Source organism: Clostridium hydrogenum, assembly GCF_021432385.1.
GTDB classification, from domain to species: domain Bacteria; phylum Bacillota; class Clostridia; order Clostridiales; family Clostridiaceae; genus Clostridium_S; species Clostridium_S hydrogenum.
The window spans coordinates 996,292-1,022,836 of the sequence record NZ_JAEACT010000003.1; the positions used below are offsets into that span (position 1 = coordinate 996,292).

Annotated in this window: 19 protein-coding genes and 1 other annotated feature; of the genes, 3 read left to right on the forward strand and 16 right to left on the reverse strand. The window is 31.3% G+C overall.

Going from position 1 to position 26,545, the window contains the following annotated elements:
• Window positions 1–145: 145 nt before the first annotated feature.
• Window positions 146–838 (forward strand): HD-GYP domain-containing protein, encoded by a 693-nt coding sequence (locus CUEA01_RS17615; protein ID WP_234123109.1) that lies wholly within the window; start codon window positions 146–148, stop codon window positions 836–838.
• Window positions 839–952: 114 nt separating this feature from the next.
• Here CUEA01_RS17615 and CUEA01_RS17620 read toward each other — a convergent pair whose 3' ends face one another.
• The 3 genes from CUEA01_RS17620 to CUEA01_RS17630 form a co-directional block, all read right to left on the reverse strand.
• Window positions 953–1,960 (reverse strand): LacI family DNA-binding transcriptional regulator, encoded by a 1,008-nt coding sequence (locus tag CUEA01_RS17620; RefSeq protein WP_234123110.1) that lies wholly within the window; start codon window positions 1,958–1,960, stop codon window positions 953–955.
• Window positions 1,961–2,132: 172 nt separating this feature from the next.
• The gene (gene ileS, locus CUEA01_RS17625; protein ID WP_234123112.1) at window positions 2,133–5,240 is read right to left on the reverse strand and encodes an isoleucine--tRNA ligase; all 3,108 of its coding nucleotides are present in this window, start codon (window positions 5,238–5,240) and stop codon (window positions 2,133–2,135) included.
• A gap of 41 nt (window positions 5,241–5,281) precedes the next feature.
• Window positions 5,282–5,502 (reverse strand) — a binding site (T-box leader).
• A 570-nt stretch (window positions 5,503–6,072) separates the two neighbouring features.
• Complete coding sequence (locus tag CUEA01_RS17630) at window positions 6,073–8,031, reverse strand: transglutaminase domain-containing protein (RefSeq protein ID WP_234123113.1); 1,959 nt, start codon at window positions 8,029–8,031, stop codon at window positions 6,073–6,075.
• Between the two features lie 492 nt (window positions 8,032–8,523).
• Between CUEA01_RS17630 and CUEA01_RS17635 the strand changes: the two genes are divergently transcribed.
• Both CUEA01_RS17635 and CUEA01_RS17640 read left to right on the forward strand, forming a co-directional pair.
• Window positions 8,524–9,546, forward strand: coding sequence for a DUF5050 domain-containing protein (locus CUEA01_RS17635; RefSeq protein ID WP_234123115.1), 1,023 nt, complete (start codon window positions 8,524–8,526; stop codon window positions 9,544–9,546).
• Window positions 9,547–9,563: 17 nt separating this feature from the next.
• Complete coding sequence (locus CUEA01_RS17640; protein ID WP_234123117.1) at window positions 9,564–10,424, forward strand: polysaccharide deacetylase family protein; 861 nt, start codon at window positions 9,564–9,566, stop codon at window positions 10,422–10,424.
• A gap of 217 nt (window positions 10,425–10,641) precedes the next feature.
• Here the strand turns inward: CUEA01_RS17640 and CUEA01_RS17645 are convergent, their stop codons facing one another.
• The 13 genes from CUEA01_RS17645 to CUEA01_RS17705 all read right to left on the reverse strand — a co-directional run bounded on the left by CUEA01_RS17645 (window position 10,642) and on the right by CUEA01_RS17705 (window position 26,117).
• Window positions 10,642–12,444, reverse strand: a complete 1,803-nt coding sequence (locus tag CUEA01_RS17645; RefSeq protein ID WP_234123382.1) for a penicillin-binding transpeptidase domain-containing protein — start codon at window positions 12,442–12,444, stop codon at window positions 10,642–10,644.
• A gap of 301 nt (window positions 12,445–12,745) precedes the next feature.
• A complete protein-coding gene (locus tag CUEA01_RS17650) occupies window positions 12,746–16,585 on the reverse strand; it encodes a DUF5050 domain-containing protein (RefSeq protein WP_234123129.1) in 3,840 nt (1,279 codons plus the stop codon).
• Window positions 16,586–16,605: 20 nt separating this feature from the next.
• Window positions 16,606–18,153, reverse strand: coding sequence for a leucine-rich repeat domain-containing protein (locus CUEA01_RS17655; protein ID WP_234123130.1), 1,548 nt, complete (start codon window positions 18,151–18,153; stop codon window positions 16,606–16,608).
• A 17-nt stretch (window positions 18,154–18,170) separates the two neighbouring features.
• Window positions 18,171–18,848: an Ig-like domain-containing protein gene (locus tag CUEA01_RS17660; RefSeq protein WP_234123132.1), complete on the reverse strand. Its 678-nt coding sequence runs from the start codon at window positions 18,846–18,848 to the stop codon at window positions 18,171–18,173.
• Window positions 18,849–18,864: 16 nt separating this feature from the next.
• Window positions 18,865–20,436 (reverse strand): DUF5050 domain-containing protein, encoded by a 1,572-nt coding sequence (locus CUEA01_RS17665; protein ID WP_234123133.1) that lies wholly within the window; start codon window positions 20,434–20,436, stop codon window positions 18,865–18,867.
• Between the two features lie 163 nt (window positions 20,437–20,599).
• A complete protein-coding gene (locus tag CUEA01_RS17670; RefSeq protein ID WP_234123135.1) occupies window positions 20,600–21,478 on the reverse strand; it encodes an SLAP domain-containing protein in 879 nt (292 codons plus the stop codon).
• Window positions 21,479–21,493: 15 nt separating this feature from the next.
• Window positions 21,494–21,982, reverse strand: coding sequence for a hypothetical protein (locus tag CUEA01_RS17675; RefSeq protein WP_234123137.1), 489 nt, complete (start codon window positions 21,980–21,982; stop codon window positions 21,494–21,496).
• A 34-nt stretch (window positions 21,983–22,016) separates the two neighbouring features.
• Window positions 22,017–22,586, reverse strand: a complete 570-nt coding sequence (locus CUEA01_RS17680; RefSeq protein WP_234123139.1) for a hypothetical protein — start codon at window positions 22,584–22,586, stop codon at window positions 22,017–22,019.
• A gap of 112 nt (window positions 22,587–22,698) precedes the next feature.
• Window positions 22,699–23,793, reverse strand: a complete 1,095-nt coding sequence (locus tag CUEA01_RS17685; protein WP_234123140.1) for a hypothetical protein — start codon at window positions 23,791–23,793, stop codon at window positions 22,699–22,701.
• 13 nt (window positions 23,794–23,806) lie between these two features.
• A complete protein-coding gene (locus CUEA01_RS17690) occupies window positions 23,807–24,292 on the reverse strand; it encodes a VanZ family protein (protein ID WP_234123141.1) in 486 nt (161 codons plus the stop codon).
• Window positions 24,293–24,963: 671 nt separating this feature from the next.
• Entirely contained in the window at window positions 24,964–25,194 is a 231-nt protein-coding gene (locus CUEA01_RS17695) for a hypothetical protein (RefSeq protein ID WP_234123142.1), read from the reverse strand.
• Between the two features lie 358 nt (window positions 25,195–25,552).
• The gene (locus CUEA01_RS17700) at window positions 25,553–25,867 is read right to left on the reverse strand and encodes a DUF2442 domain-containing protein (RefSeq protein WP_234123143.1); all 315 of its coding nucleotides are present in this window, start codon (window positions 25,865–25,867) and stop codon (window positions 25,553–25,555) included.
• Window positions 25,833–26,117: a hypothetical protein gene (locus CUEA01_RS17705; RefSeq protein WP_234123144.1), complete on the reverse strand. Its 285-nt coding sequence runs from the start codon at window positions 26,115–26,117 to the stop codon at window positions 25,833–25,835. The genes CUEA01_RS17700 and CUEA01_RS17705 overlap by 35 nt, the downstream gene beginning before the upstream one ends.
• Window positions 26,118–26,545 lie beyond the last annotated feature (428 nt).

The window sequence follows — 26,545 nt, forward strand, 5'->3', positions numbered from 1 at the left end:
TACATTTAATCAAATAAAATATTAAGTTGCTTTTTATATATCATGAATATATAATATATATTGCTTATGAATAGATTTGCAAAATGTTAACTCTAATAAATTCGTGTAAAATCTTTACAAAATAAACTCAAGTAGGAGTGTTTATATGTGGATTTTAGTAAGTCTAGTATTGATATTTTTTGCAGCATATTTAGTTGTTACCTACATGAACAATAAAATATACAAAAAATATGAAAATCTCTTATATGTAGTAAACTGTCTTATAAATACCATTGAAGCAAAATCTCCAGTAACCTATATGCATACAGAAAGAGTATGTCTTTATGCCTTAAAATTAGGCAAAGCTCTTAACTTGTCAAAAAAAAATCTTATGCTTTTAAAACAAGCCGCTCTATTGCATGATATAGGAAAGCTTGGTATACCAGATAATATTTTAAATAAACCTGACAAATTAACTGACAGAGAATTTGAAATAATTAAAAATCACCCACAAAAAGGTTATGATATTTTAAAAGGTTCAAAAGAACTAGAGCCAATAGCAAAATTAATTCTTTGTCACCACGAAAAATATGATGGAAGTGGCTATCCAAATGGTCTTGCAGGAGATGAAATACCTTATCTTTCAAAAATAATTACTATTGCCGATAGCTTCGATGTAATTACCTCTAATAGACCATATAAAACTCCAAGTTCCATTGAAACAGCAGCTGACGAACTAAAAAAATGCAAATGGTCACACTTTGATGGTAATATGGTAGACGTTTTTATAGATATACTAATGAAGGATAATGAAATAAAAGATATTATGAATTCAAGAATAAAAAAAGATGGACAATAGTCCATCTTTTTCACGTAGATATACAGGCTCAACTAGCAAAATCAATTTGCATCATAATGCCCAGAAAACGGCATTTTGATACAAATTAATTTTGAAGTTTCGCACTGTATATCTTTATTTACATGAATCTCTTTCGATTAGTGTATGTTCAAGCACATAATGCTTTTGTTCCACATCTTTTTTATTTATAATCTTTATAAGCATTCTCATTGCTACAGATCCCATATCATAAGTAGGCTGTTCAACTGTAGTCAATTTTGGATAAAAAATTGAAGATGTATATATGTTATCAAATCCGACAACATCTACTTCACTTGGAACCTTAATCTTCTTATCTCTAAGCGCATTTATGGCACCCATGGCAATTTCATCACCAGCACAGAAGACAGCATCAAACTTTGCCTTCTTTTTTAATATAGCTGAAATTCCATCGTCCCCATCTACAGCCTTAAGTCCTCCAAATTGAACTAAATCTTCATCTAGCTTCAATCCGTTTTCTTCTAATGCTCTTTTATATCCTTCATATCTAAGAGCACTAGCATTAGCAACTTTAGGATTTACTCCTATAAACGCTACTTTTTTATTTCCCTTTTTAATTAAGTAACTAACTGCATCATACGCAGCCTTTTCATTGTCTATTGTTACGCTGCAAAATTCAGAATCGGAAGTTCCTCTTTCACTAGTTTCAACTAATACTGTAGGAAGTTTTAAATTTTGAAGAAGACTTAATATCTCTGGTGCAAGTGAGTTACTCATATATATAACTCCATCTACCATTTTCTCCTTTAAAACTCTTATATATTCTTTTTCCTTATCCATATCTAAATCTGTATTACATAATATTACATTATAATTATATATATTTGAAACGTCTTCAGCACCTCTTACTATTTCTGGATAAAACTGACTTGATATATCAGGAATTACTATACCAATAGTTCTAGTTCTTTGTGTTTTCAGACTTCTTGCAACTATATTAGGTCTATAATCTAATTTTTTTATTGCTTCTGTAACCTTTTTTTTAGTTTCTTCATTTACAACGTCTACATCGTTAAGTACTCTTGAAACAGTAGCTATTGACACTCCTGCTTCTCTTGCAACATCTTTAATAGAGGCAGCCATATTAACTATCAACTCCTATTTATTTACTGTAAATATTTATAATACCTTGAATGTAACATACTTTTTGTCGAAATGCAAGTCTTTAATCAGAGTAGAGAGTAAAGAGTAGAGAGTAGAGTTATGGATGATTTTTCTCCGTTTCTCTACGAACACTCTACTCTTTACTCTTATTTTAAAGTTTTCTTTCAACAAAAACGTTAAGTTTTTCTCCATTAATTGAGCATTCTGTAGCAGCTTTATCGGAATCATAAACAACTTCTATAGCCAAAGTTTCCTTTTTAATAGAGTCTTCATTTTTCTTTATTAATTCCTCAAGCATAGTATTTCCTGAAACATAAAGATTTATCTTATCTGATACTTCAAAGCCACTTTCTTTTCTCATGTTTTGTACTTTACTTAATATTTCTCTTACAAATCCTTCAGCTTTAAGTTCTTCAGTTATTGTAGTTTCAAGTACAACTCCAATTTCTCCTTGGCCTGCAAATGCAAAACCTTCAAGACCTTTCATTGTAACAAGTAAATTGCTGCTGTTAAATTCTATTTCAGTTCCATTTAAATCAGCTTTGACAGTTTTACCTGAATTTATAGTTTGAGCAAGTTCCATCTGGTCTCTAGAAGCAAGCTCCTTTTTAATTGCAGGAATAAATCTTCCATATGCCTTTCCAAGTACAGGTAAGTTAGGTTTTATTTCAAATTCAACATATTTTGAAAGATCTGCTCCAAACTCTACCTTTTTAATATTAAGCTCATCTTTTATGATATCTCCATAATAATCTGGAAGAGCTTTTGTGCTTACAAGCATTTCACCTAAAGGCTGTCTGTTCTTAATATTAGCTCCGTTTCTAGCACTTCTTCCAAGCTTAACAATATTATATGCAAGATCCATGTGAGCTTCAAGTTCTTTATCAACAAGTTTTTCATTAACTTCTGGCCATTTGCAAAGATGAACACTTTCAATAGCAGTATTATCAAGGCTTACTACAAGACTTTGATAAAGTTCTTCTGTTATAAATGGTGTAAATGGTGATAAAACCTTTGATAAAGTTACAAGAACATTATAAAGTGTTACATATGCTCCAATCTTATCATCTGTAAGCTCTGTAGACCAATATCTTGCTCTGTTTCTTCTTACATACCAGTTTGAAAGCGTATCAACAAAATCTTCTATTGCAAGAGCCGCTTGAGTTATTCCATATCCATCAAGATTTTTGCTTACGTCAGCTATTAAAGTGTTTAATTTTGATATTATCCATTTATCCATTACATTTTCAGAAACAAAATCCTTGTACTTCAATGGATTAAATTGATCTATTTCAGCATATAAAACGTAGAAAGAATAAACATTCCAAAGAGTTCCTATGAACTTTCTTTGAGTTTCTGCTACATCTTCCTCTGAAAATCTTGTTGGAAGCCATGGTGCACTAGCAGTATAGAAATGCCATCTACTTGCGTCTCCACCTTCATTATCAAGTACTGTAAATGGATCTACAACATTTCCCTTATGCTTTGACATCTTAAGACCATTTTTATCAAGTACGTGACCTAAAACTATACAGTTTTCATAAGCACTTTTATCAAAGATTGCAGTTGATATCGCAAGCATTGTGTAGAACCAACCTCTTGTCTGGTCAACAGCTTCTGAAATAAATTGTGCAGGGAAAGTTTTATCAAATACTTCTTTGTTTTCAAATGGATAATGATGTTGTGCAAAAGGCATTGAACCAGAATCAAACCAACAGTCTATAACTTCACGTTGTCTTGTCATTGGCTTTCCGCACTTTGGACATTTAAGCTTAACTTCATCTATATATGGTTTATGAAGTTCTATTCCATCTGGAACATTGATTCCCTTTTCCTTAAGTTCTTCAACGCTTCCAATACATTCCCTGTGACCACATTCACATTCCCAAATTGGAAGTGGAGTACCCCAGTATCTGTCTCTGCTTATACCCCAATCTATTACATTTTCAACAAACTTTCCAAATCTTCCTGTTCTAATATTGTCAGGATACCAGTGAATTTTGTTGTTGTTTTCAACAAGCTTATCTCTAAGTGAAGTCATTCTTACAAACCAACTGTCTCTAGGATAATATAATAATGGTGTATCACATCTCCAGCAGTGAGGATATGAGTGAGTGAACTTTTCTGATTTATATAAAGTTCCATTTTCTTTCATGTATTCAAGAATCTTAGGATCAGCCTTTTTAACAAATAAGCCCTTCCAAGGTTCTACTGCTTCTACAAATTTACCTTCAGCATCAACTAAATTTACAAGTGGCAAATCATTTTTCTTACCAAGTAAATTATCGTCTTCACCATAAGCTGGTGCTATATGAACTATTCCAGTACCATCTGAAAGAGTTACGAAATCTCCATGAACAACATAAAATGCCTTTTTATCAACTTTAGCAAATTTAAATAACTGCTCATATTCGATTCCAAGAAGCTTATCACCTTTGAATTCCTCTACTACTTCATATTCACCTTCAAGTACGCTTAAAAGTGCTTTTGCAAGTATTAGGTGGTCTCCATTGTTTATAACCTCTACATAATCATAAGCCTTGTTTACTGCAAGTGCTACGTTACTTGGAAGTGTCCATGGTGTAGTAGTCCATGCTAGTATATATTTATTTTCTTCACCTTTTACTTTAAACTTTACAAATGCAGTAGCTTCCTTAACATCTTTATAACCTTGAGCAACTTCGTGTGATGCAAGTGCTGTTCCGCATCTTGGGCAATATGGAACTATCTTATGACCTTTATATAATAAGTCTTTATCCCACATTTGTTTTAGTGCCCACCATACTGATTCTATATATTTGTTATCGTAAGTTACATATGGATTTTCCATATCAACCCAAAAGCCTAATTTTTCAGACATGTCTTTCCAAAGACTAACATATGAAAATACGCTTTCTTTACATTCTTTAACAAATTTTTCAACACCATATTCTTCTATTTGGGGTTTACCTGAAATTCCAACCTTCTTTTCTATTTCAAGTTCTACAGGAAGTCCGTGAGTATCCCAACCTGCTTTTCTTAAAACTTTGTAGCCTCTCATAACCTTGTATCTAGGGATTAAATCCTTCATAACTCTTGTTAGCACGTGACCAACATGAGGCTTACCATTTGCTGTTGGAGGTCCATCATAAAAAGTAAAATATTCTCCGTCCTCATTAAGATTAAAGCTCTTCTTTACAATATTTTTTTCTGACCACATTTTAAGTGTGTCTCTTTCCATATCCACAAAGGATTTTTCTGAATCAACTTTTTTGTACATAAAGAAACTCCCTTTCTTCAAAAAATAAAAAAACTCCGCCCAAATAGGACGAAGTTAAAATTCGCTATACCACCTAATAATTTTCCAAATTTCAAGCACAACCAATGCCCTATTCTTTAACGCAGAATTACGGATAAGCTTACTATTGTTTCAGCCATCAGCTCCCGGGGGATTTTTCTTAAAATCTTAAGTACAGGTTCTCACCAATTCCTGCTCTCTTTAACTCTTAATTTTTAGTACTTTGCCCGTTCTCAGCTATTTCAACAATCTTTATTAAGTTATATTGTATTATATTGTAATAATTTTGTCAATCACTTTTATAAAAAACCCTTCATTATATGTACCCACTAATAGGGATTTCTAGACATATCGCTCTGTTAAAGTAACATGTTGATGTCAATTATATTATGAATAGGCATTTAAAATAAAAATTGCAAATATTAAGTCTATCCTGTCAAATTACAATTTGTCGAGGAGAAGCCAAAGTACAAAGTACAGAGTACAAAGTACAATGAAGGAGGATTTTTCTCCGCTATCGCTGCGAAAAAATCTGAAAACTTATTTTCTTTATTGCTGCGCAATCGCGCCATTGATGGCGCTCAGCGAAGCTGACACCATTTAAGTTTAAGATTTACCTGAGTAAAACGAAAGGTAAATCATCCTTCATTGTACTCTGTACTTTGTACTTTGTACTCTGCTCTAAAAATTGTAATTTATCAGTATAAACAAATATTTGCAATTTCAACTTTTTAATTGTACATATATACCATAGTGCCCCATCAAAGTATCATCAACACAATACTTTAACAGAGCGTTATATCCTTATATCTCCCTAGTTACTTGCAACCTTAACTGGGCATACAACTACATTTTTTAAGTTTTTGCCGCTAGCAGATTTAATTGTATTGTTATTAACTACAACATAATATACTCTTCCAGCTGTTAAATTTGAAGTTGGCACAACTTGTGCTGTAGTGCTGTCAATTTTAGTAACAGTACTTGCAACTACCTGTCCATTTTCAGCATCTACAATTTGAACATTTGAACTATTTAATGTAGTAAAATCAAAATCACTTGAAAATTTAACAGTGAATTTCTTGCTAGGTGCAACATCCATAAGGGTACTTAATTCTGTTGCTGAACTATATTTAGTTTCCCAAGGCTTACTATTTAATACTTTTTGCCAATCATAAGTAGAAGCACTTGAATCCTTTGTGAAATTTATTGCCTTTGAAGTTTCAATTCCATTTGAATCAAAAGCCATTAAAGTAATAGTATATTTTCCATCCTTTATTTTATTAAAAGCAGGAATATCCTCAGAAAAAGTTCCATCTGAATTTGGCTTAATTGTTTTAACACCACTATCTGTAGTTTCTCCTGTAGTTAAATCTATATAATTGTCATTAGCATCTTCTAAATCAACTGTTAAATAGCTAATACCATCTTTATCCGATGCACTTCCTGTTAAAGTTCCAGGGAAATTGTTGCCACTATAACCATCTGTAAGGTTATTAACAGTTATAACAGAATCTCTTTTTACTGATATAACGTTAGAATATGCTGTTTGATCTCCTATAGAAACTTTTATTTTATAATTTCCTTCTGGCACATATTCTGGAATAATATAATATCCTGCATAACCATCATCTGAAACAATCAATTGTGAATCATCATCTAACATTAGAAGGCTATCTTCACCATTACTTTTTGAAGCATCGCTGCCATCTTCATGAACCAAGGAAAAATTAATGCTTGTATTATCTTTAATATTTGAAGTTTCAACATCTATTGCAGCATTTTTTAAAGTTACTGAATCTATGCTAGGCTTCTCAAAGGCGCTTGCATCAAATTTAGTTGTAGCTGCTGGATATTTAGTTCCATCCCAATGATGATCACCGTCTGCAGCTATTTCAGAATCAGTTTTGTTAAAATAATTATACTCTACTCTGCCTTTTACATCTGGAACTGGATCATCAAAAGTACAATCTAATTGATACCAATTGCCGCCTATTTTGGCCATATTCCAAGCATGTCCCTCTTCATCTGGTGGATTATCACTTACAACTATTCTTGCCTCAATACCAGCATCTGTAAGCATCTTATAACATAAAAGTGCATATCCTTCACAAACAGCAATATGCTTTGTAATTGCATTATAATCACTGTACTTAATATCTGTATCAGGTGAAGTTTCATCATAAGCTGTATTTAAAATTATATAGTCATGTATTGCCTTTTCTTTTTCCAAGTCACTCATTCCAGGCTTTATAATTTGCGATAAAATTTGCTGAACTTGAGTTTCTACATAATTAGCTTGATCTTTAGTTTCAACATAAGTGTATTTAAGTGATATATTAAAATCACCATCGTATCCGCTTCCGCTTCTATCCCAACTAGTTACAGATGTAGATGTATAATCATCAACAGGTGGATTGTTTAATAATGCATCAATTTGGCTTTGCAACGTATTTACATCATCACCATATGAATATGTTATATGCAAATTAACATCGGTAATCCTATTTTGAAGTATATATGCTATTTCACTTTTTAAAGCATCATATGATGATATTTCATAATTGGTAGTAGCATATCTTCTAACAACTTTAGATGAATCACTTAATTTTGGCGAATTACTTAACTTATATAAAGTGTTTGTCCACTTTTTGTCCGTAAGTAACTGCTGAGTACTTGTCGCATTACTGTACGCAAGAACATTTCCAGGGAAATTCAATATAAGTGCCAATGCGGCAATTACAATGATAAGTTTTCTAAATTTTAATTTTCTCATAAAACAATCCCATCCTTTTAACAACATTATCCTAAAATTTAAATTCATGTATCCATCATATCAAACTAAGGGTCATTTTTCAATACATTTTTATTTTAATTAAATTTTACATTTAACGGCAATATTTTTTCTAATGTATTCCTTTTCTGTTTGTAGCTGTCGCATTAGGATTATTTAATACGTAACTTAAAATTATTGCGAACTAATTTAATCAATTCACAATTCACAGTTCACAATGAAGGAGGATTTGCCTTCCTTTCGTCAGGTAAATCTTAAATTATAAGCTTCGCTTAGCACCATAAATGGTGCTATTGCGTAAGCAATAAAAAAATAAGTTTTAAGATTTTCTGTAGCTTTGCTAAAGAAAATCTACCTTCATTGTGAATTGTGCATCGTGAATTGTGAATTGATTTAATTCGCAATATTTATTTTTGTGTATAAAATAAACTAGTGATAAAATATATATATAAACTATAATTTGGAGGTGAAGTTATGAAAAAAACCCTAAGCATATTAATTTTGCTTGGACTTGTAGTTTCTGTTGGCTGTACATCAAATACCCCTAAACCCAATATCAAGAAAGCATCTACACCTATAATTAAAAATACTACTACACAAAAATCTGATGATTACTACAACAATTTTAAAAAAGAAGCTTTTGGCAATGGAAACACTGTTGAAAATATAGCAAATTACGGTATAGCAACAGAAGACAGTAATTATATATATTATGGTCTTACCTCTGGGGATACCGGAATATATAAGATGAAATATGATGGAACAGGTAAAACCAAACTGAATTCCGACGCTGCATATTATTTAAATGTTGATGATAATTGGATTTACTATAGAAATGTATCGGATAATGGAAAACTTTATAAGATAAAAAAGGATGGAACTGAAAAAACTAAAATTTCAGATGATCATGTTTTTTACGTAAACTTATGTGGCGATTGGATTTATTATCAAAATGAAGAAGATGGTCGAAAAATGTATAAAATCAAAATTGATGGAACTGGTAGGCAAAAACTCAACAATGTTTATTCTTCATATATTGCTGTAGTTAATGGTTGGATATACTATGAAAATGAAGATGATGGCAATACGCTTTATAAAATAAAAACTGATGGCTCACAAAACACAAGATTAAACAACGATAAAACAGTTTACATAAATATAAAAGATGATTGGATATATTACACAAACGACTCGGATAACAGCTCACTATACAAAATAAAAACTGATGGAACTGGAAGAACAAAAATAAATGGAGATGCAGCTCACTTCTTAAGCCTAAGTGGTGATTATATATACTGCAGTGCAGAAAACAGAAACTTCTTCTATAAAATTAAAATTGACGGTTCTAATAAAACAATAATCAACACAAATAATGCTTGGACAGCAACAAGCATGAACATAATAAATGATAAAATTTTTTATGAAGACACTACGAATAATCAAACTATAGACTATACTATTGGATTAGATGGAAGTAATAGAAACATTCTCAAATAAAAGTTGGAGGTACTTTAATGACAAGAAGAAAAAGAAAATCACATAAAAATTATTTTGGACTTGCTGCTGTTTTAATTGTAATAATAATTGCTGCTGCTGCAATATTTACATTGGTAAGCCATAAAAAAACTGCTGAAAAGCCTAAGCCTAAAACTAAAGTAGCAACAAGTAAAAAACCAAAAGAAAAACCTGTACCTAAGGACCCAAACCCAGTTAATATCCCAGTACTTATGTACCACTCAATAGCTTATGAAAAAAATAACGAATTAAGAGTTCCAAAGGAAAAATTTAGAGAAGAAATGCAAGTAATAAAAGACAATGGCTTTACGCCAATTACTTTGGACGATCTTTATTCACACTTTACAAATGAAACTGCATTACCACCAAAGCCACTTATAATATCCTTTGATGATGGTTATAAAGACAACTACGAAAATGCACTTCCTATACTTAAGGAATTTGGTTTTAAAGCCTGTGCTTTTGTAATAACTTGTCAAATTGATGATAGCACAGATTTCATGACCTCAGCAATGCTTAAAGAAATGGAAGCAAATGGAGTAGATATTGAATGTCACACCGTAACACATCCTCATTTAAGCGCTCTAAGTTACGATAAGCAGCTTGTAGAACTAAGAGATTCAAAAACAAAACTTGAAAAACTTTTAAACAAAAAAATTAATTACATTGCCTACCCTTATGGCAGTTATAATAGTGACACAGTAAAATTAGCAGAAAGCCTTGGATACAAAATGGCATTTACAACTAATGAAGGTCCAGCAAACAAATCACAAGGTATGTTTACTTTAGATAGAGTTTATGTAAGTAATGCAAACAGTGTTGATTATTTCAAAAAGCAAATTACTGGAGAAGTACAGTAAAGTTAAGAGTACAGATGACAGAGTACAGAGTACAGTTAAGGATGATTTACCGTTCCTTACGTCAGGTAAATCTTAGAACTTATATAATATCAGCTTTGCAATCGCGCCATATATGGCGCGATTGCGTAAGCAAAAAAAATAAGTTCTAAGATTTTCTGTAGCAAAGCGGAAGAAAATCATCATTCACTGTACTCCGTAATCTGTAATCTGTACTCTGTTATTTTAGTGCTGCATCTCCTGTTAATTGAAGATAATCAAATATTTCCTTAAATAAATCATGTGCTACAGGGGCGGCTACTTGACCAGCGTAATATTTTGATGGATCTGGTTCATCAATAGAAACAAGTACGGTTATTTTAGGGTCTGTATAAGGTGCCATGCCTGCAAACGAAGCCATATATTTTCCCGGTGCATATCTGCCTGTTTTTGGGTCTGCTTTTTGAGCTGTGCCCGTTTTTCCTGCAATATCCAAACCTGGTACGTCAGCATTTTCCCCAACACCATTTTGACCAGGTGCAACAACATTTCGCAAATATCCTCTTAATGTAGTGGAAATTTGTGGATTAAGTATCTTTTCTTCACCTAAATTGTTATATTGGGAAACTATTGAACCATTAGGATTTTGTATTTCTTTCATTACATGAGGTCGAATCCACGTTCCGCCATTTGCCACAGCATTAAATGCAGCCAAATATTGTACTGCACTAACTGAAATTTCTTGTCCAAAAGCCATAAAAGCCACATCTACTTTTTTTTGTTTGTTAATATTAGTTATCATACCATTTGTTTCTCCTGGTAAATCAATGCCTGTCTTTTTACCGAAATTAAATAAATTTATGTATTTGTTTAATTTTTCTTTGCCCAATAAATTGGCACCAACATCTACAAATCCAACATTACTTGAGTTTTTTATTATATCAGGAAATGTTTGTGGTGGAAAACCTGATAATTGCCATTCATTAATACGTACACCATCAACCATAACGTATCCAGGATCATAGAATATCGTAGAATTATTTACAACATTTTCAGATAATGCCGCATATGAAGTAATAACCTTAAATATGGAACCTGGTTCAAACGCATTTTCCACTGCATTGTTTTTCCACAGATTTTCAATAGGTGTACTTGTACCACTTATGTTAACTGATGGATTATTAGGATTATAATCTGGCTTGTTTACCATAGCTAATATTTCTCCATTTTTAGGATTCATAACTGTTATAGTAACTGATTTTGCCTTATTTTCAACAAGTGCCTTTTGGGCTAAAGTTTCCGCATATTCTTGTATATGTTCGTCAATTGTAAGTTGAACATTTTTACCATCTTTAGGTGCAGTATATTTTGGTTCTTCGTATGGGAGTTGATTTTTTTTATCATCTGTTTCTAAAATCTCTTTTCCTGGTGTACCTGATAATATATTATTATAACTTTCTTCAACCCCTGCAACACCTTTTCCTTCAGCATTTACAAAGCCTAGTGTGCCACTAAGGAAATTGTTATTAACATAATCCCTTTTAATATCTCCAGATACTATGATGCCATTTATATTCAATGCCTTTATTTTATCTGCTTCACTCTTATTAATTTGTCTCGCAAGTGTAGCATATTTAACAGGATTTCCATCTGGGGATTTTGTATATAATATATTAGTAATATCACTGCTTTTCATATTCAATATAGGCGATAATTTTTCAGACAAAGCTTGTATAGAAAGCCCTTTATTTTTTAGGGTTATTCTCAACGCATTCATATCAATATCTACTCTATATGCATCCATACTAAATGCAAGCAAGTTATTATTGCGATCAAGAATATTTCCCCTTTTAGCCGGTATTGATATATCACTAACAGATTGCTCCAGTTGCATTGCCTTGTACAATTTTCCTTTAACTATCATAACAAAAAATAGTTTACTAATTAATGCAAAAAATACAACCCCAAACATAATAAGTATTGGAAGTAGCCTCTTTGATCTTGCTATCTTTTCAATATCCGACTGTTTTTTCAATGCAACCATCCTTTCTAATTTAAATAATAAATGCATTTAACTACAAAAAAATTATTAAGAATAATTGTAAATATAACATATTTTAAAATATAATTCTACATTTAAAATAAAAATGGGCTGCCGCACAAAATTATTGCATAAAATAATTTTGTGAGGCAGCCCATTTGATTAATCTATTAAATCTTTGCTTTAAATATATAAATATTTTCTAACAACTTAATACAATAATTTTAAGTTAAGATTTACCTGACCGTAAGGAAAGGTAAATCATCCTTAACTGTACTCTGTACTCTGTACTTTGTACTCTGTTTTAATTACTTGGTATATATCCACCACCGTTATTGTTAACAACTTTTACGTAAATAGGAACCTTACTAATGTTTCCTGCTGCATCTACGGCGTAAATTGTGTAATCATTAGTACTTAATTGCGATACACTAATTGACGCATTATTATTAGGTGTTACAGGTATAGAAACTAACTTACTATATTGAATAGTTTGTAAATCCATAGCTCCTGTTAATGTTCCTGGAAGTACATATATAGTTCCTGGAGTTCCTTTATATGATCCATAAACATCAGTATAGTTTACTTTAATAGTATCTGTAGGTCCATAAGCTGTTTGTCCTGCTGCTAATGGATTTACTAAAGCAATCGTAGGAGCTGTATAATCTGCTGTAATATATTTAGTAGATTCTAATGATGCTCCAACATTATTAACAACAAATACATAGTAGCTAACTCCATCTGACAATGCAGTTTGGGTAGTGGTATTTGATGGATCTATATTATCGACATTGAAGTTATTTTGTTGTACACTTCCGCCTACCTTCAATATTCCTCTTGAGCTTCCATCTGTACTCTTATTAATAGTTCCATAGAAATCGTCCATATTGTCATATCTTGTATCACCAATATGATCCTGTGCACGCCATGCTCTAATATTAGAAATCAAGCTGCTATCACCACTTGGTACAAACCATACTTCTTGATCAGTTGAAATAGGCTGACTAAGCGTTACTAAATCTCCATGAGTTACCATTATATCATTTGCATATGCAGGGTTCGCCTTGCTAGGTCCAGTTATTATAGGTTGATTTGGAATACCCTCTGCAGTAACCTGTTCTGCTGCTGGATTTATTGTAGCAATATCTCCTGTTACCATAGGTCTGCTTCCATTTGGATCTGCAGTTACAAATATATCATTATCAGGATCACTATAATGTCTTGATATATATATTGAGTAATATCCACTATTCAATTGCTGCTTTAAACTGTCTACTTTTACTGTTTGATCAAGCGTTATTATTTGTGTTGTAGAGCTAATTGGCATAGTCTGGCTTCCTTTTACATTTACAGGAGTAGCTTTGCTCATATCAAGTGAGGCACTAGATTGTATTATATACATACTATCATAGTCATTGCTAGCATTATAATTAACGCTATTAATTACATCACTGCCCCAATGAGCTTCATTCCAACCATATATCGTAAAGTCTCTTCCGTCAGCACCAACACAAACCGAGTCATTATCTCTAGCATCAACATCAGCCCTATTAGTATCGTTAGTATTTGTATTTTGTAATACTACAGGTGCCTCCATTTGAACAACCTTTGTAAAATCACTTTCATACTTTCCAACTCTTTGTATTGTAATATAGAAATCATCACCATGTGAATCAAGATCAAGTCCCGAAATTGTAACTATTTTATTAGTACCAACCGTTCCTTTTCCTAGAAGATAATTTTTACTATTATCTCCATATATTCTTATGATGTCACCAGGTTTAGCAGGTGTTTCTGCCAAATTAGGATTATTAAGCTTAGTAGTATCAATTGGAACTGTTTCTGGGCTAATCTTAACAATATCATTTGAACCTGGATTGTTTATAACTTTTATATCATTTGTACCATTAAGCATTTCAGAAGGTATAATAAGCTGCAACTTAACAGTTTTATTATAGCCTAAAATAGTTCCTGTATATGTGTAAATACCATTACTAAAGGTCTTGTTGATTTTATCCCAACTTACAGTAAGTTCCTGTATAGTATCATCAACCATAACTCCTGAAACCTTATCTGGAAGATATTTATCTTCAATCCACTGAATGTTTTGATTTACATCTGCATAGTTAACAACAACTGTTAAATCATTTACCTTATCAACTCCATTATCTGGACTTGTCTTAGTTACAGGTGTAGGAAGGTCACTGCCAGTAGTATCAATAGGAAGTGTATATTCCATTTTGTTTGCAACTATATAAAGGTAATTGCCTGCTGTTATAACATAATTTATAGGCATACTTGTAAGTTGATATTTTTCGCCACTGCCATCAGTTTTAACCTTGTAAAGATACTTATTATCACTCTTATTACTGTAGTATATCCAATCACCACTTACATTAATATGGAAGCTTTGATCTGTATCAGATTGATTTACTTGTGCACCTAAATCTACAGGGGCAGTGTCTCCATTCGTATCAATCTTCATTATTTCACCAGTATTAGAACAATAATAAATTTCACCATCAACAACCTGTGGACAAGTTGCCCAATCGTCACTTACCTTTGTTCTAAAGTTTCCATCCAAATCTACTTTGTAAATCTTGTGATCATCAGAGTTATTAACATAATAAATCCAATTATCAACAACATTTATATATGCAACTTCATCAAATTGTACTGCCTGAGAACTTACGATATTATCAACAGGCAAACCATGAATTCCTGCTGCATCTTGAGTATAGGTTGATGGATCTGGCTGCATATCATCCTTTGTGCTTGCGCCTGCTGCAACACCTATTTTATATAGTTTTCCACCTTGAGAGTGATTGCTGTAATATATCCAATCGCCATACACAACAAGGTAAGCTGCAGTATCATCACACACTTTCTCTCTTCTAGTACCATCAGTTCTTATTCTGTATATTTTCTCGTTATCAGAATAGTTACTGTAATATAACCATCCATTACTTTCATTCATATATTGTGCTCTATCAAGGGATATCTGTATGTTATAAATACCTGTATTATCTGTTCTGTAAATAGTATCATTATCACCAGAATTCAAATAATACGTATATCCATCATCACCTAGAACCGCCGAACCATTATTATTGCTATTTCCAGTTGTATTTCCTCCTGTATTTTGCTCTATTGTAACAGGAGAAAGTGCATACGCACTACCAGTTGATACATTAACATAGGCATATCCCATTTCACTTTGATTTACAGTCAAAATATCTATTTTCTGACTGGTTTGTGTAGAAGTAAATACTGCGGTATCACCTATTTTTCTTATAACATTAGTACCATCAATCTTATAATAAGTTGCACCAGGTACCGCTATTACACTATTTACTGTAAGACTTACCGCACCAACAGTTGAAGTAAGATTTACACTTGCGCTTATACTTGGCTTTTGAAGCACATAAATATTTCCAGACCATACGTAGGTATAATTATTACCTGAGCCATCCGTGTAAACTATAGTATCACTGAGACTACCATTTTTATAAAGATCAGACATACTCAAATAAGTAGAGACGTTCCCCCCAAATATGTTCTGCACATCTTGATAATACATATTGCTGGAATCTGGAACATAATAAACCTTCTTTGTAGGATCACCGTTTATATCATTTGCTATATCAGAATGTTGAAGCAAATAATTTATTGAATATGCTCTATCCTTACCTACTATAACAATGCCTCCAGCGTTTGGATCTGTATTTTGATTATTAATAGGATCAGGTTTAGAACTTATATTAAAATACATTCTAACATCTTTATTTAAATGCTTATATGTATCCAGTGTACTCGTATCCGATCCTACTACCATATAATACCTTTTGCCAAGGTCATAATTTTTAACTGGTGTCACTACTAATGTAGTATTACTAAGACTGTCTAAAGTAACTGTTACTGGAAAAGGATTATCTTTACTGTCATAAACATAAACACTATTTTGAGCAGTAAACAAATTTACTGGAGCACTAAAATTTATTTTCCAAACCTTGCTAGCTGAAACATTGAATTGCTCCTGATAAGTAGTATATGTAGAAGCCGCATGTACAGAATAAGGTTTAGAAACAAATAAACCAGTGAATACCGCCGCTGCTACAATTAACCCCTTTATAAAGGACTTCACCTAACCTTCCCCCTTTCATATTAAAAATCCTTGTGTGACAAGTTTCCAAGATTTACAAGCGGTGTGGTATCAATATTTCCGTTATCCTTAATATACAAAGTATTCAAATTAGTAAGTGTCATTAACGGATACACATTTGTTATGCTATTATCATTAAGTTCAAGTTCCTCAAGCTGAGTTAAATCTTGAAGCGGAGTAACATCCGATATATTGTTGTATCCAAGATTTAAACTTGTTACATTTGTTAAGTTTGCTAAAGGACTTAAATCTCTAACCTTGTTACCACTTAAATCTATAGACTCTACATTTTCGAGATTTTTAATTACTGATATATCTGATATTAGGTAATTATTTGCAAGACTTAAATTCTGTAAAAGAGACATATTTTCAAGTCCAGTTATATCTTGTATTACATTTGAATTTAAATTTATATTTACCATAGCATCTAAATTTTCTAATGCAGATATATCTTTTACATTGTCATTGCTCAAATTTAAGTTTTCAAGAGTTACAAGATTTGCTAATGGTGATAAATCATAGCCACCAGCAGATACTTGTTTATTGTTATTGCTAACATCAAGTGTATTTAAAATTGGTAAGCTGCTTAATGGCGATAAATCAACTATTTTATTATTACTTAAATTAAGCTTTGTAAGTTGATTATCTGAGTTTAAGCCACTAATATCTACAAGAGCATTATTACTAAGGTTAACATCACTCACATTAAGTGTTCCAATAGAATATACATTTGTTATCTTATTGTTACTTAAATCTACGGTACTTAAATTTTTAAATTTATATAAATGACTTATATCTGTTATACCTGTACTACTTAAATCCAAATTACTTATATAATCAACTGAAAAATCATCAAGTAATGCACTTGCATTTGCACCAATAACATTATTAGATAAATCAAGTGTATTAAAAGATTTCATATATCTTAAGCAAGCTGATAAATTTTGTACATTTGATAAATTTTTAAAACTGCTATTATAGAAAGTTATTTTACTTAAATTATGAAGCTTTGTAATATCCGTAAAGTCTATACTACGAGCACCATAATTATCACTTATACTTAAAGCTGTTATCTTATCAAGATCACTTTGCATTAAAGTACCTGTAGGTTTGTTTGCTGCCTTTCTAACCGCAGCTTGTAAAGTACTATCACTTATGTCAGCCTCAGTATCTGGATTTACCATGAAATAATTTAATGCATAAGCACCTAAATTTAAAGGATCACCATAAATTGACTTTATTCCTAAGGACAAATTAATGTAATAAGTATGACCTGGTGTATAACCTTTATCATTGACGGTTACTCTTATACTTGTACTTTGATATACATCTAGATTTACTTTTACTTCATTATTATTGTCATCAAAGACTTTCACATTTTTAGCTGTTAGAGTATTTTTGTCTATTGGCTTGTTTACATTAATATACCAAGTCTTATATCGATCACACCAACCAAGAAGCTTTGCCGCAGATACCTTGTTTGAATAAGAAGAGACTGCTGCAAATGCAATTAAAAATGTCAATAAAAGTTTTAGTTTTATGTTTTTCAAAACTTTCTCCCCCCTTTTTATTCATTTGTTATTTGGACAACCTGACTATCAGAAGCCTTTTGTACGTTTATTAAACAATTTCCTATTTCATTGCCAGAAGCATCATAAAAATGCACAGTTGCTGCTTGCAAATTTCCAAATATAACAGCTTCATCAGTTAGACTAACATTACCATCATTAGGATCCTGCCCTTCAACGCTATAATACTTTATATCTGGAGAAGTAGTAGAATTAATACTCACAACAGCAACACCCAAACCTTGGTAAACTTGAACTTTAAAATCTGCTGTATCAATTAACTGCTTCTTTATTGAAAATTGCATTGTATAATCTTGTCCTATTTTATTGCCATTCTCATCACAAAAATCCTTACTTATAGTTAAAATATAAGTTTTTCCAAGAACATACTGCCCAAGCTTAGGTTTTACACTAACCTGCTTTGGATTTGAAGGATTAACACTTAACGTTATATCCACTGGATTTCCATACTCGTCAGCTGCGTATATATACTTTGAATTAACATAGTCACTGTTAACATTCTTGCTAAAATTTATCTTCCACTCTTTAGTTGGTAAAATACCACTTCTTGAATTTGTTGCAGCATCTACGCGCATTGACTGATTACCAGGTAAAACCACAAATAAACATATTACTATTGAAACAATTATTTTTATAACATTCAAAGATTTTCTCATGATTTTCCCCTCAATTCTATTTAAGTGTAGTTTTGTTGCTTCCGTCTTTTACTATAGATGTTAAAGGAGTCATACTTAAAGGTGTATAGTAAACAGTAGGATCAACAACATTTATATACTCAACTACATCATTTGATAGCTTATTTCCAAGTGTTTTTGCAACTGGAGTAAGCACCTGCTGACCACCTGTACCATCTGCACCAATTTTATAAAGTTTATTTCCATCTGAGCCGTTTTTGTAATATACAGTATCGCCGCATACATTGATGTTATATGCCATATCATCACAAAGCTTATCATTTTCAATGCCGTCTATGCTCATTCTATACAACTTTTCGTTATCAGAATAATTTCTGTAATATATCCAGTTATCAGTAACATTTAAATGTCTTGCTTGTACATCACTTACTTTTGATGCTGCAAATCCATTTATATCAATTTTATAAATCTTACCGCCTTGAGACATATTTATAGCATAAATGTTATTTTTAACAATATTTATATCCGTATATTTGTCCGTACTTATTGTAACATTACCATATCCATTTACATTTACTCGATTAAGACTTCCATCAGTGTGGTTGATATAGTAAATCCAATCTCCTGCAACAATAACATCGTCGAGTTGATTAGCTGATGCAAAAACTAAATTTCCCATTGTTCCTACCTGTTTTCCACCTGATACAATTGGTTGTGCATCTGAACCATCAACATTCATTCTGTACACAGAAGTTGAAGCTGGTACTGTCTTAGTTGCCGCAGTTGTATGTACATAATAAACCTCATTACCTACTACATTTATGTCTTTAGCATCATGTCCAGTTGTAAGCTGAGTTCTGTCCACTCCATCAGTTTTTACTTTGTATAAGTCACCTGCTGTACCTCTGTAATAAATCCATTGATTATCATCATCCCCTGCAACAAGTCCCATATTGTTTATATTTCCACTACTGTTTCCCATTGCATAGCTAAGATTTGAAATTGGTCTATCAACTGCTCCGCTTGGAGAAGATACATCAAGCTTTCCTGTTGCCACCAAATTAGTGCCAGCTGAATCAGAATAAAAATATACATTGACACTGCTGCCTGAAATAGTCGTTTGAATAGGTGTTCCAACAGACCTAATATAACCACCATCAACTGTAAAATATTTTGCATCTGGCACAGTTGTATTAGTAACTGTAATCTTCTTAATCAAATTAAAGCTACTTCCTATTTCAACCTTTGCTGTAGACATAAACGGATTAGCAACAGGCTGTAAAGTGCTAGAACCACTTGTTGCTGTATATACTTCGCCATCTCCATCTTTATAAGTAATAGTTGGTATGGAATCAATTAAATCTGTAGAAACATATGTATTAAAAAACAAATCCTTTACCGTACTACTATTTACAACATAATATATATTGGAAGCATCCATTATAGCTGAATTTATTTCTCCATAATTAGCTGGCTTAACAATATAATCAATGGAATAAGCCTTATTGCCTATTACTATAGAGTGGCTTGGTATTGCCATAGCTTTTACTGATGATGCATAAAACATTACCGAAACGGCTGCTACCATACCTAACAATTTTTTGTTCATTATAGTTCCTCCATTAATAAATGTATTTTGTTATATTATCGTAGACTTATATAAAAACTTAATGTACTTTATAGAATGATACTTTATCTTTAGATATAACATAAAAAAATAAATACCAGCTAACTTCGATATAGAAATTAACCAGTATTTTATAACCACTTTTCTAACTTACCTGTGGTGTATTAAACTTTTCAAAAATAAGATTCCATTGAGTTAAATCATAATTTCTGTCAACTATCTGTGAACCAGAAAACACAAGGTTATATATACTAGCACTTAAAGGCTTAACATCAAAAATCCTGCTAGAAAACGAACCGGTAGCAACCATTTTTCCACTTTTATCAAATAAAGTTGCAGGTATATTTTCCATCTTTACTTCTTTTTCTGCATATCCATTTCTAATTATTACAATAACACCAATGTTTCCATTATCATAATTAACAAGTTCAGCAGCAGACATGCTTACGGTATTTTCTTCAAGCTTAGGAAGCTTGTCTATGAATTTGTTATACCTTTCAATCTGGCTTTGTTCAGTGTCTTCCGGTAAGTTTTGTATTTTAGCCTCTACGTTTTTAAAACACCTTATATTATTTTCAAACTTCAGCTTTAAATTAGAAGAATCAAAATTTTTATTTATAATATATTTATCTTCAAAATATAACTTATATACCTTTGCAGTTTTAGGTTCTATCGTTCCAACACTGCTTAAATTAAACATTTTTCTAGCAACAATGTTTTCATTTGAATCATAAACTTCAAGTGGTATATTTTCAAAATTCACTGGCTCTAAAAAATTATTTCTTATGAATACTTTAACTTCTAAGCACCTATCTTGAAAACTAAAATAAACTGCTGATATATCAACATTATTTTCTTTTATATCACTTAATTCATTAAGTTCATCTTTAAGATACTGCTTTTGTAAATCAGACATAATGCCTTTTTCATATTCATTTAATTTTAATTCTATTTCACTTTTTTTAACTTTTACGCTGGTCTTATTCTGCTTGGTCTTATTCTTCTTTTTCATAGAATTAAACATTTTAAATCCCCTTTATTATTCAATGCTGATTACTGAAAAATCAGAGCTGACAGGAGTAGTTCCTCCACCTACATTCTTGCTAACATAATTAACTGAATTTCCACTAACTTGTACATCATATACAGTTGTTGGTGTAGTTTTCAATAATGGTGCACTGCTGCTTTCTGTAAATGCATTAATATCAAAAGGTGTTGAATTTAATTGAGCATCTTCAAAAGCTGCCTCTGTTTGAGCAAAATCTACGAATTTATTTGTATCATCATAAAGAGCATAAACACCAAGTGTACCCATTTTGCTAGAATAATCAGTATACAATGGACTTGAATCTCCAAGCATTGCTGATTCAAAGGAATCACTTAAATCATTATAGTTATACTCATAAATTTTTTGTGCAGTTGTATCATTTATTAGTATAGAATTTACCTTTGCAAATGTATGAACCCCACTTAAACCAACACAAATAGAAAAAGCTGCAATTGCCATAGTAATTTTACCTTTTTTCATTACTTAATCCTCCCTATAATTAACCATTATAATTTTATTTAACAATTATGCTATCTTTTATTTTTTGTTCATCAGATGAATTAACAACACCATAGAACAATTTTTTTTCATTACTATACTTTAGATTTTTTCCAAATGCACTGACAGTATTCTTTGAAGGATCAGTTGTATCTACTATTACCTCAATAAACCTATTTATAGGTAAAAATCCATTTTGAATTCTAAGTGAATATTTTACATTTCCACTAGAACTTTTTAAATCCTTATAAATCACTGCATTTTGAACTTGTTTATTATTTTGAACAAAAGAAACCCTTACTACTTTATCGTTAGAATCTGAAACAACTTTACTTAAATAATCATTTGTAAATTTAGCAACATCATTTGCATTAGCATCTTTCTTTATAACTACTTCATTCTTGTTTCCACTCTTATCCTTTTTAACATTGGTTTCTTGCACAATTTTTTTACTATCAACTTTTTTAGCAATATCTTTAGTGCTAGAAGACTTTCCAAAATCACTTATTAAATAACCACCTATAGATAATATCAACGCCACTACAACAACTACTACTACAATGACTGTTAATTTCTTTCTTCTCATTAGAACACCCCTTAGATTTTAAAGAAAATTATAATTATAGTATAACATTAATATAATTTTTTTTAAAGATATATTTAGATTTAAATTGGAAGCATTTTTCCAAAATATTAACTTAAATTCCAAACTGACTTTTCAATTCCTCTGCCTCTTGCATATTCACATTCTTGGCAATTGCCGCTTGAACTAAAAGTTTTTGATATTGGCTTAAAGCTCTATACTGAGCTACTACAGCACCTGAATTAATATTTCCAGAAGCAAGCTGTGACTGCATTTCACTTATTACCGCTCTAGCCCCTCCGTCAGATAAGCTGCCAGCAGCTGCTGCAAGTTGACCACTCACTTTGCTAGCTAATGCACTATCAACCTTTTTAGTTCCACTTCCACTTTGATTTTGATTACTGCCTCCAGCATTGTTGTTCTGCTGTGAATTAATTTGATTTACAATATTTTTAACTTCAGTACTAGAAACATTACCTAATTTATTTTTTACATCTTGTACTATATTTTGAGAATTTGGATTATTATCAATATATTTAATTACATTCTCAACTTCACTTTTTTCATTTGCATTTAAATTTTCAGCAGCATTAACTAACTTTTCTCTTATATCTGCTAAGTTGCTGTTATTTAAATTTATCTTTAATTTATCTACTCCTACAACTAACTTTCCTGATTTTATAGCAAAGGAATTTATCTTAACTGGCAATTGTGAGGTACTTATGCACAAGCTGCCATTTTCAACCTTTAACTTATCGTTATTTGCAGCCTTAAGCTTATTTAATACCAAAGATTTAGGCACTGTTATTAGCCCTACCTTAAAATAATCAGGTGTATATATAATATAATTATCATTTAAAGAAACTTTACCTTGTGAAGATACTAAAAAATTAATATTTTTGTAGCTTATAGGTATTTTAACCTCAGCCTCATTATTTTTAAAACCAGTGTATATATTTTTTATGGTAATTGGCCCACGTTTTACAGGTTCCTTTAAATAGTTAGCAAATAAACTATTTATATCATCACTAGTAAGCTCAACATTTCCACCATACAAAACTGCATTTTTAAGACTATTAAAAGCATTAAGATTTCCAGAAACATTTTCACTATAACCTGAATTCCATTTTACCATAACACCAAAAGCGACTATTATAATAACAACTATTGCTAAAAACACTGGCAACTTTCTTATCTTTTTTCTAGACATCTAATTTCTCTCCTTAAATTTTCTTATTTTTCCTCTTTAATACACAGTAATAAATTAAATAGCTAAACCACATTCCAAGGTTAGCCCCTAAAAAATCAACAAGCACATCACTTACCTGTGACGTCCTTCCTGGCACGTACAATTGATGAAATTCATCAAGTACTGCATACAAAAGACATATAAAAAGTATGTAAACTATTGCTCCTTTTCCTTTTAAACCAAAACAAAAAAGCAAAATTGTAATAACCACTGCAAGGACACAATATTCAAAAGCATGAGCATTCTTTCTTATAAATAAATTGAATTTTTCATCTCTTGAACTTGCAGGAAGTTTACTATAATCCTTTTTGTTTTCCCCTTTAATACTTCTGTATTCTTCTCTAATATTATTTAATATATTAAAGCTCCTTGTGTTTGACTTGTCCCCGTTTTGTGAGGAATTAAAGAAAATAAATCCAAGCCAAAGTAAGCAAATTGCTGCCACTATAAGCTTTTTCATGATACCACATCCTTTAGGCAATGCACATTGAAACAGAGTACAAAGTACAGAGTACAGTGTACAGTGAAGGATGATTTGCCTTCCTTACGTCAGGTAAATCTTAGAACTTATATATGCCAGCTTCGCTGAGCACCACTTGTGGTGCAATTTCAATGTTCCAAGTTGTACATCTATAATGTTTTAATTATAACACATAAAAAAATATGATTCATTTAAAAATTTATTACAATTCAGTTAAAATTATAATGCTTAATACTTAATACAGAGTACAAAGTACAAAGTACAGAGTACAGTGAAGGTTAATTTTTCTGCTATTCTCAGAAAAATTTTTGAACTTACTAGATGCTTTAGTTTAGCGTAGCTGAACTAAAGTAAGTTTTAGATTTATCTGACGCTAGGAAGATAAATCATCCTTCACTGTACTCTGTACTCCGTAATCTGTACTCTAATTTTAGGTTTTATTTTATAATTTTCAAATTCCTTTTTTAATTTAAATAAGTCTTCTTCTGTTTGATGCTCTTTATGTTTAAGGAATTCAACATCTTCTGAGGTTTTATCAATTTTTGAATTTATTTGATTTATATCTTCTGTTATCTTTGCTGTATGCTCATAAATCGAATCAATTTTGCCTTCTAAATTCCCTACTCTAGATTATACATTTGAAAATTTCATTATTTAACATTGCTAATATTTATTAGCTTTTTTAATTTTTGTACATCTTTTGTTGTTTCTTCTAATTTCATGAATTCAGAATCAGCCTCGGTAACAAATTTTAAAATAGTTTTTTGGGTTTCTTTAATTTCTTGTTGGTTTTTTTCTATATTATCTAATCTTTTATTGATAGGTTCTAACTTTTTATCAAGCAAGTTTTCTATTGATTTTAATAACAATTCATTTTCCATTAATTACACCGCCGTTAAATTTGTATTATTATTTTATCATTTATAATTTAGCGATTCAATAGGAAAGTTTTCACTAATTAGGCGTTACACTAAGAATTATTTTATACGTAACTTTAAATATTGCGAACCCTTATTCAGAGTACAACTGACAGAGTACAGAGTACAGTGAATGATGATTTTCTTCCGCCTTGCTACAGAAAATCTTATAACTTATTTTTTGATTGCTTACGCAATAGCTATATTATCAATGTTGTTCAGCGAAGCTGACAACATTTAAGTTTAAGATTTACCTTACGTAAGGAAAGGTAAATCCCCCTTCACTATACTCTCTACTCTGGTTTAATGCTTCGCAATAATTTTAAATTGTAGATTTCTTCTTACCTATTTTCTTACTTTCTAAATATATTGTATCTGGGCATAAATCTTGCTCATGTATCCACTGTATCGTACCCGTAAAAGATTTTACAGTTTTAAATAAATTCCAATCTTTTAATTCTTTAAATATACCTGTATCAAGGTATGGTTTTACATCAAATATACCTACTTCATCATTAGTAAATGTTATAGTAATTGAAAAATCATTATTAGGTACTACTTCTTTTACTCTTGGATTCATAAATTCACCACTTTTGCTATAATCACCATGAAATTTGTAATATGCATCTTGTTTCAATTTCTTTCAGTTGAACTTCAAAACCTTTATTTTCTAAGAAATTACAAACTTTAATTGCTATTATTCTATTTATTGATAAATCAGGTTCTGATATTGTAAATAAAGTATCACTTTTGCCTTGATTTGCAAATATATCTATAGAAAAATTAATATCCTTCATATATTTTTCAATCAGCTTGTCAATATCCCTGTTTTTTATAGCTGCTTCCGTTTGTTTTCTTCTTTCTAACGCAGATAAAAAATCATCCATAGGTATCCCTCCTGCCTTTTTCATAGTTCTTTATTGATTTATGCTGTTGCTGTAGAAATCAATTATATTGGGTTCAAGATACTAATGGGCTAAAGCCCAAACCTCCGGCATCTTTTCGTAATTACCTATTGCTTTGTGCTGTTGCTGTTGAAATTAATTATATTAGGTTCAAGATACTAATGGGCTAAAGCCCAAACCTCCGGCATCTTTTCGTAATTACATATTGTTTTGTGCTGTTACTGTTGAAATTAATTATATTGGGTTCAAGATACTAATGGGCTAAAGCCCAAACCTCCAGCATTTTTTCGTAGTAGACTATAATTTTATGCTGTTGCTGTGGAAATTAATTGTATTGGGTTCGAGATACTAATGGGCTAAAGCCCAAGCCTCCATATGTGTATTCTTCTTTTATAAATTCCATCCATTGA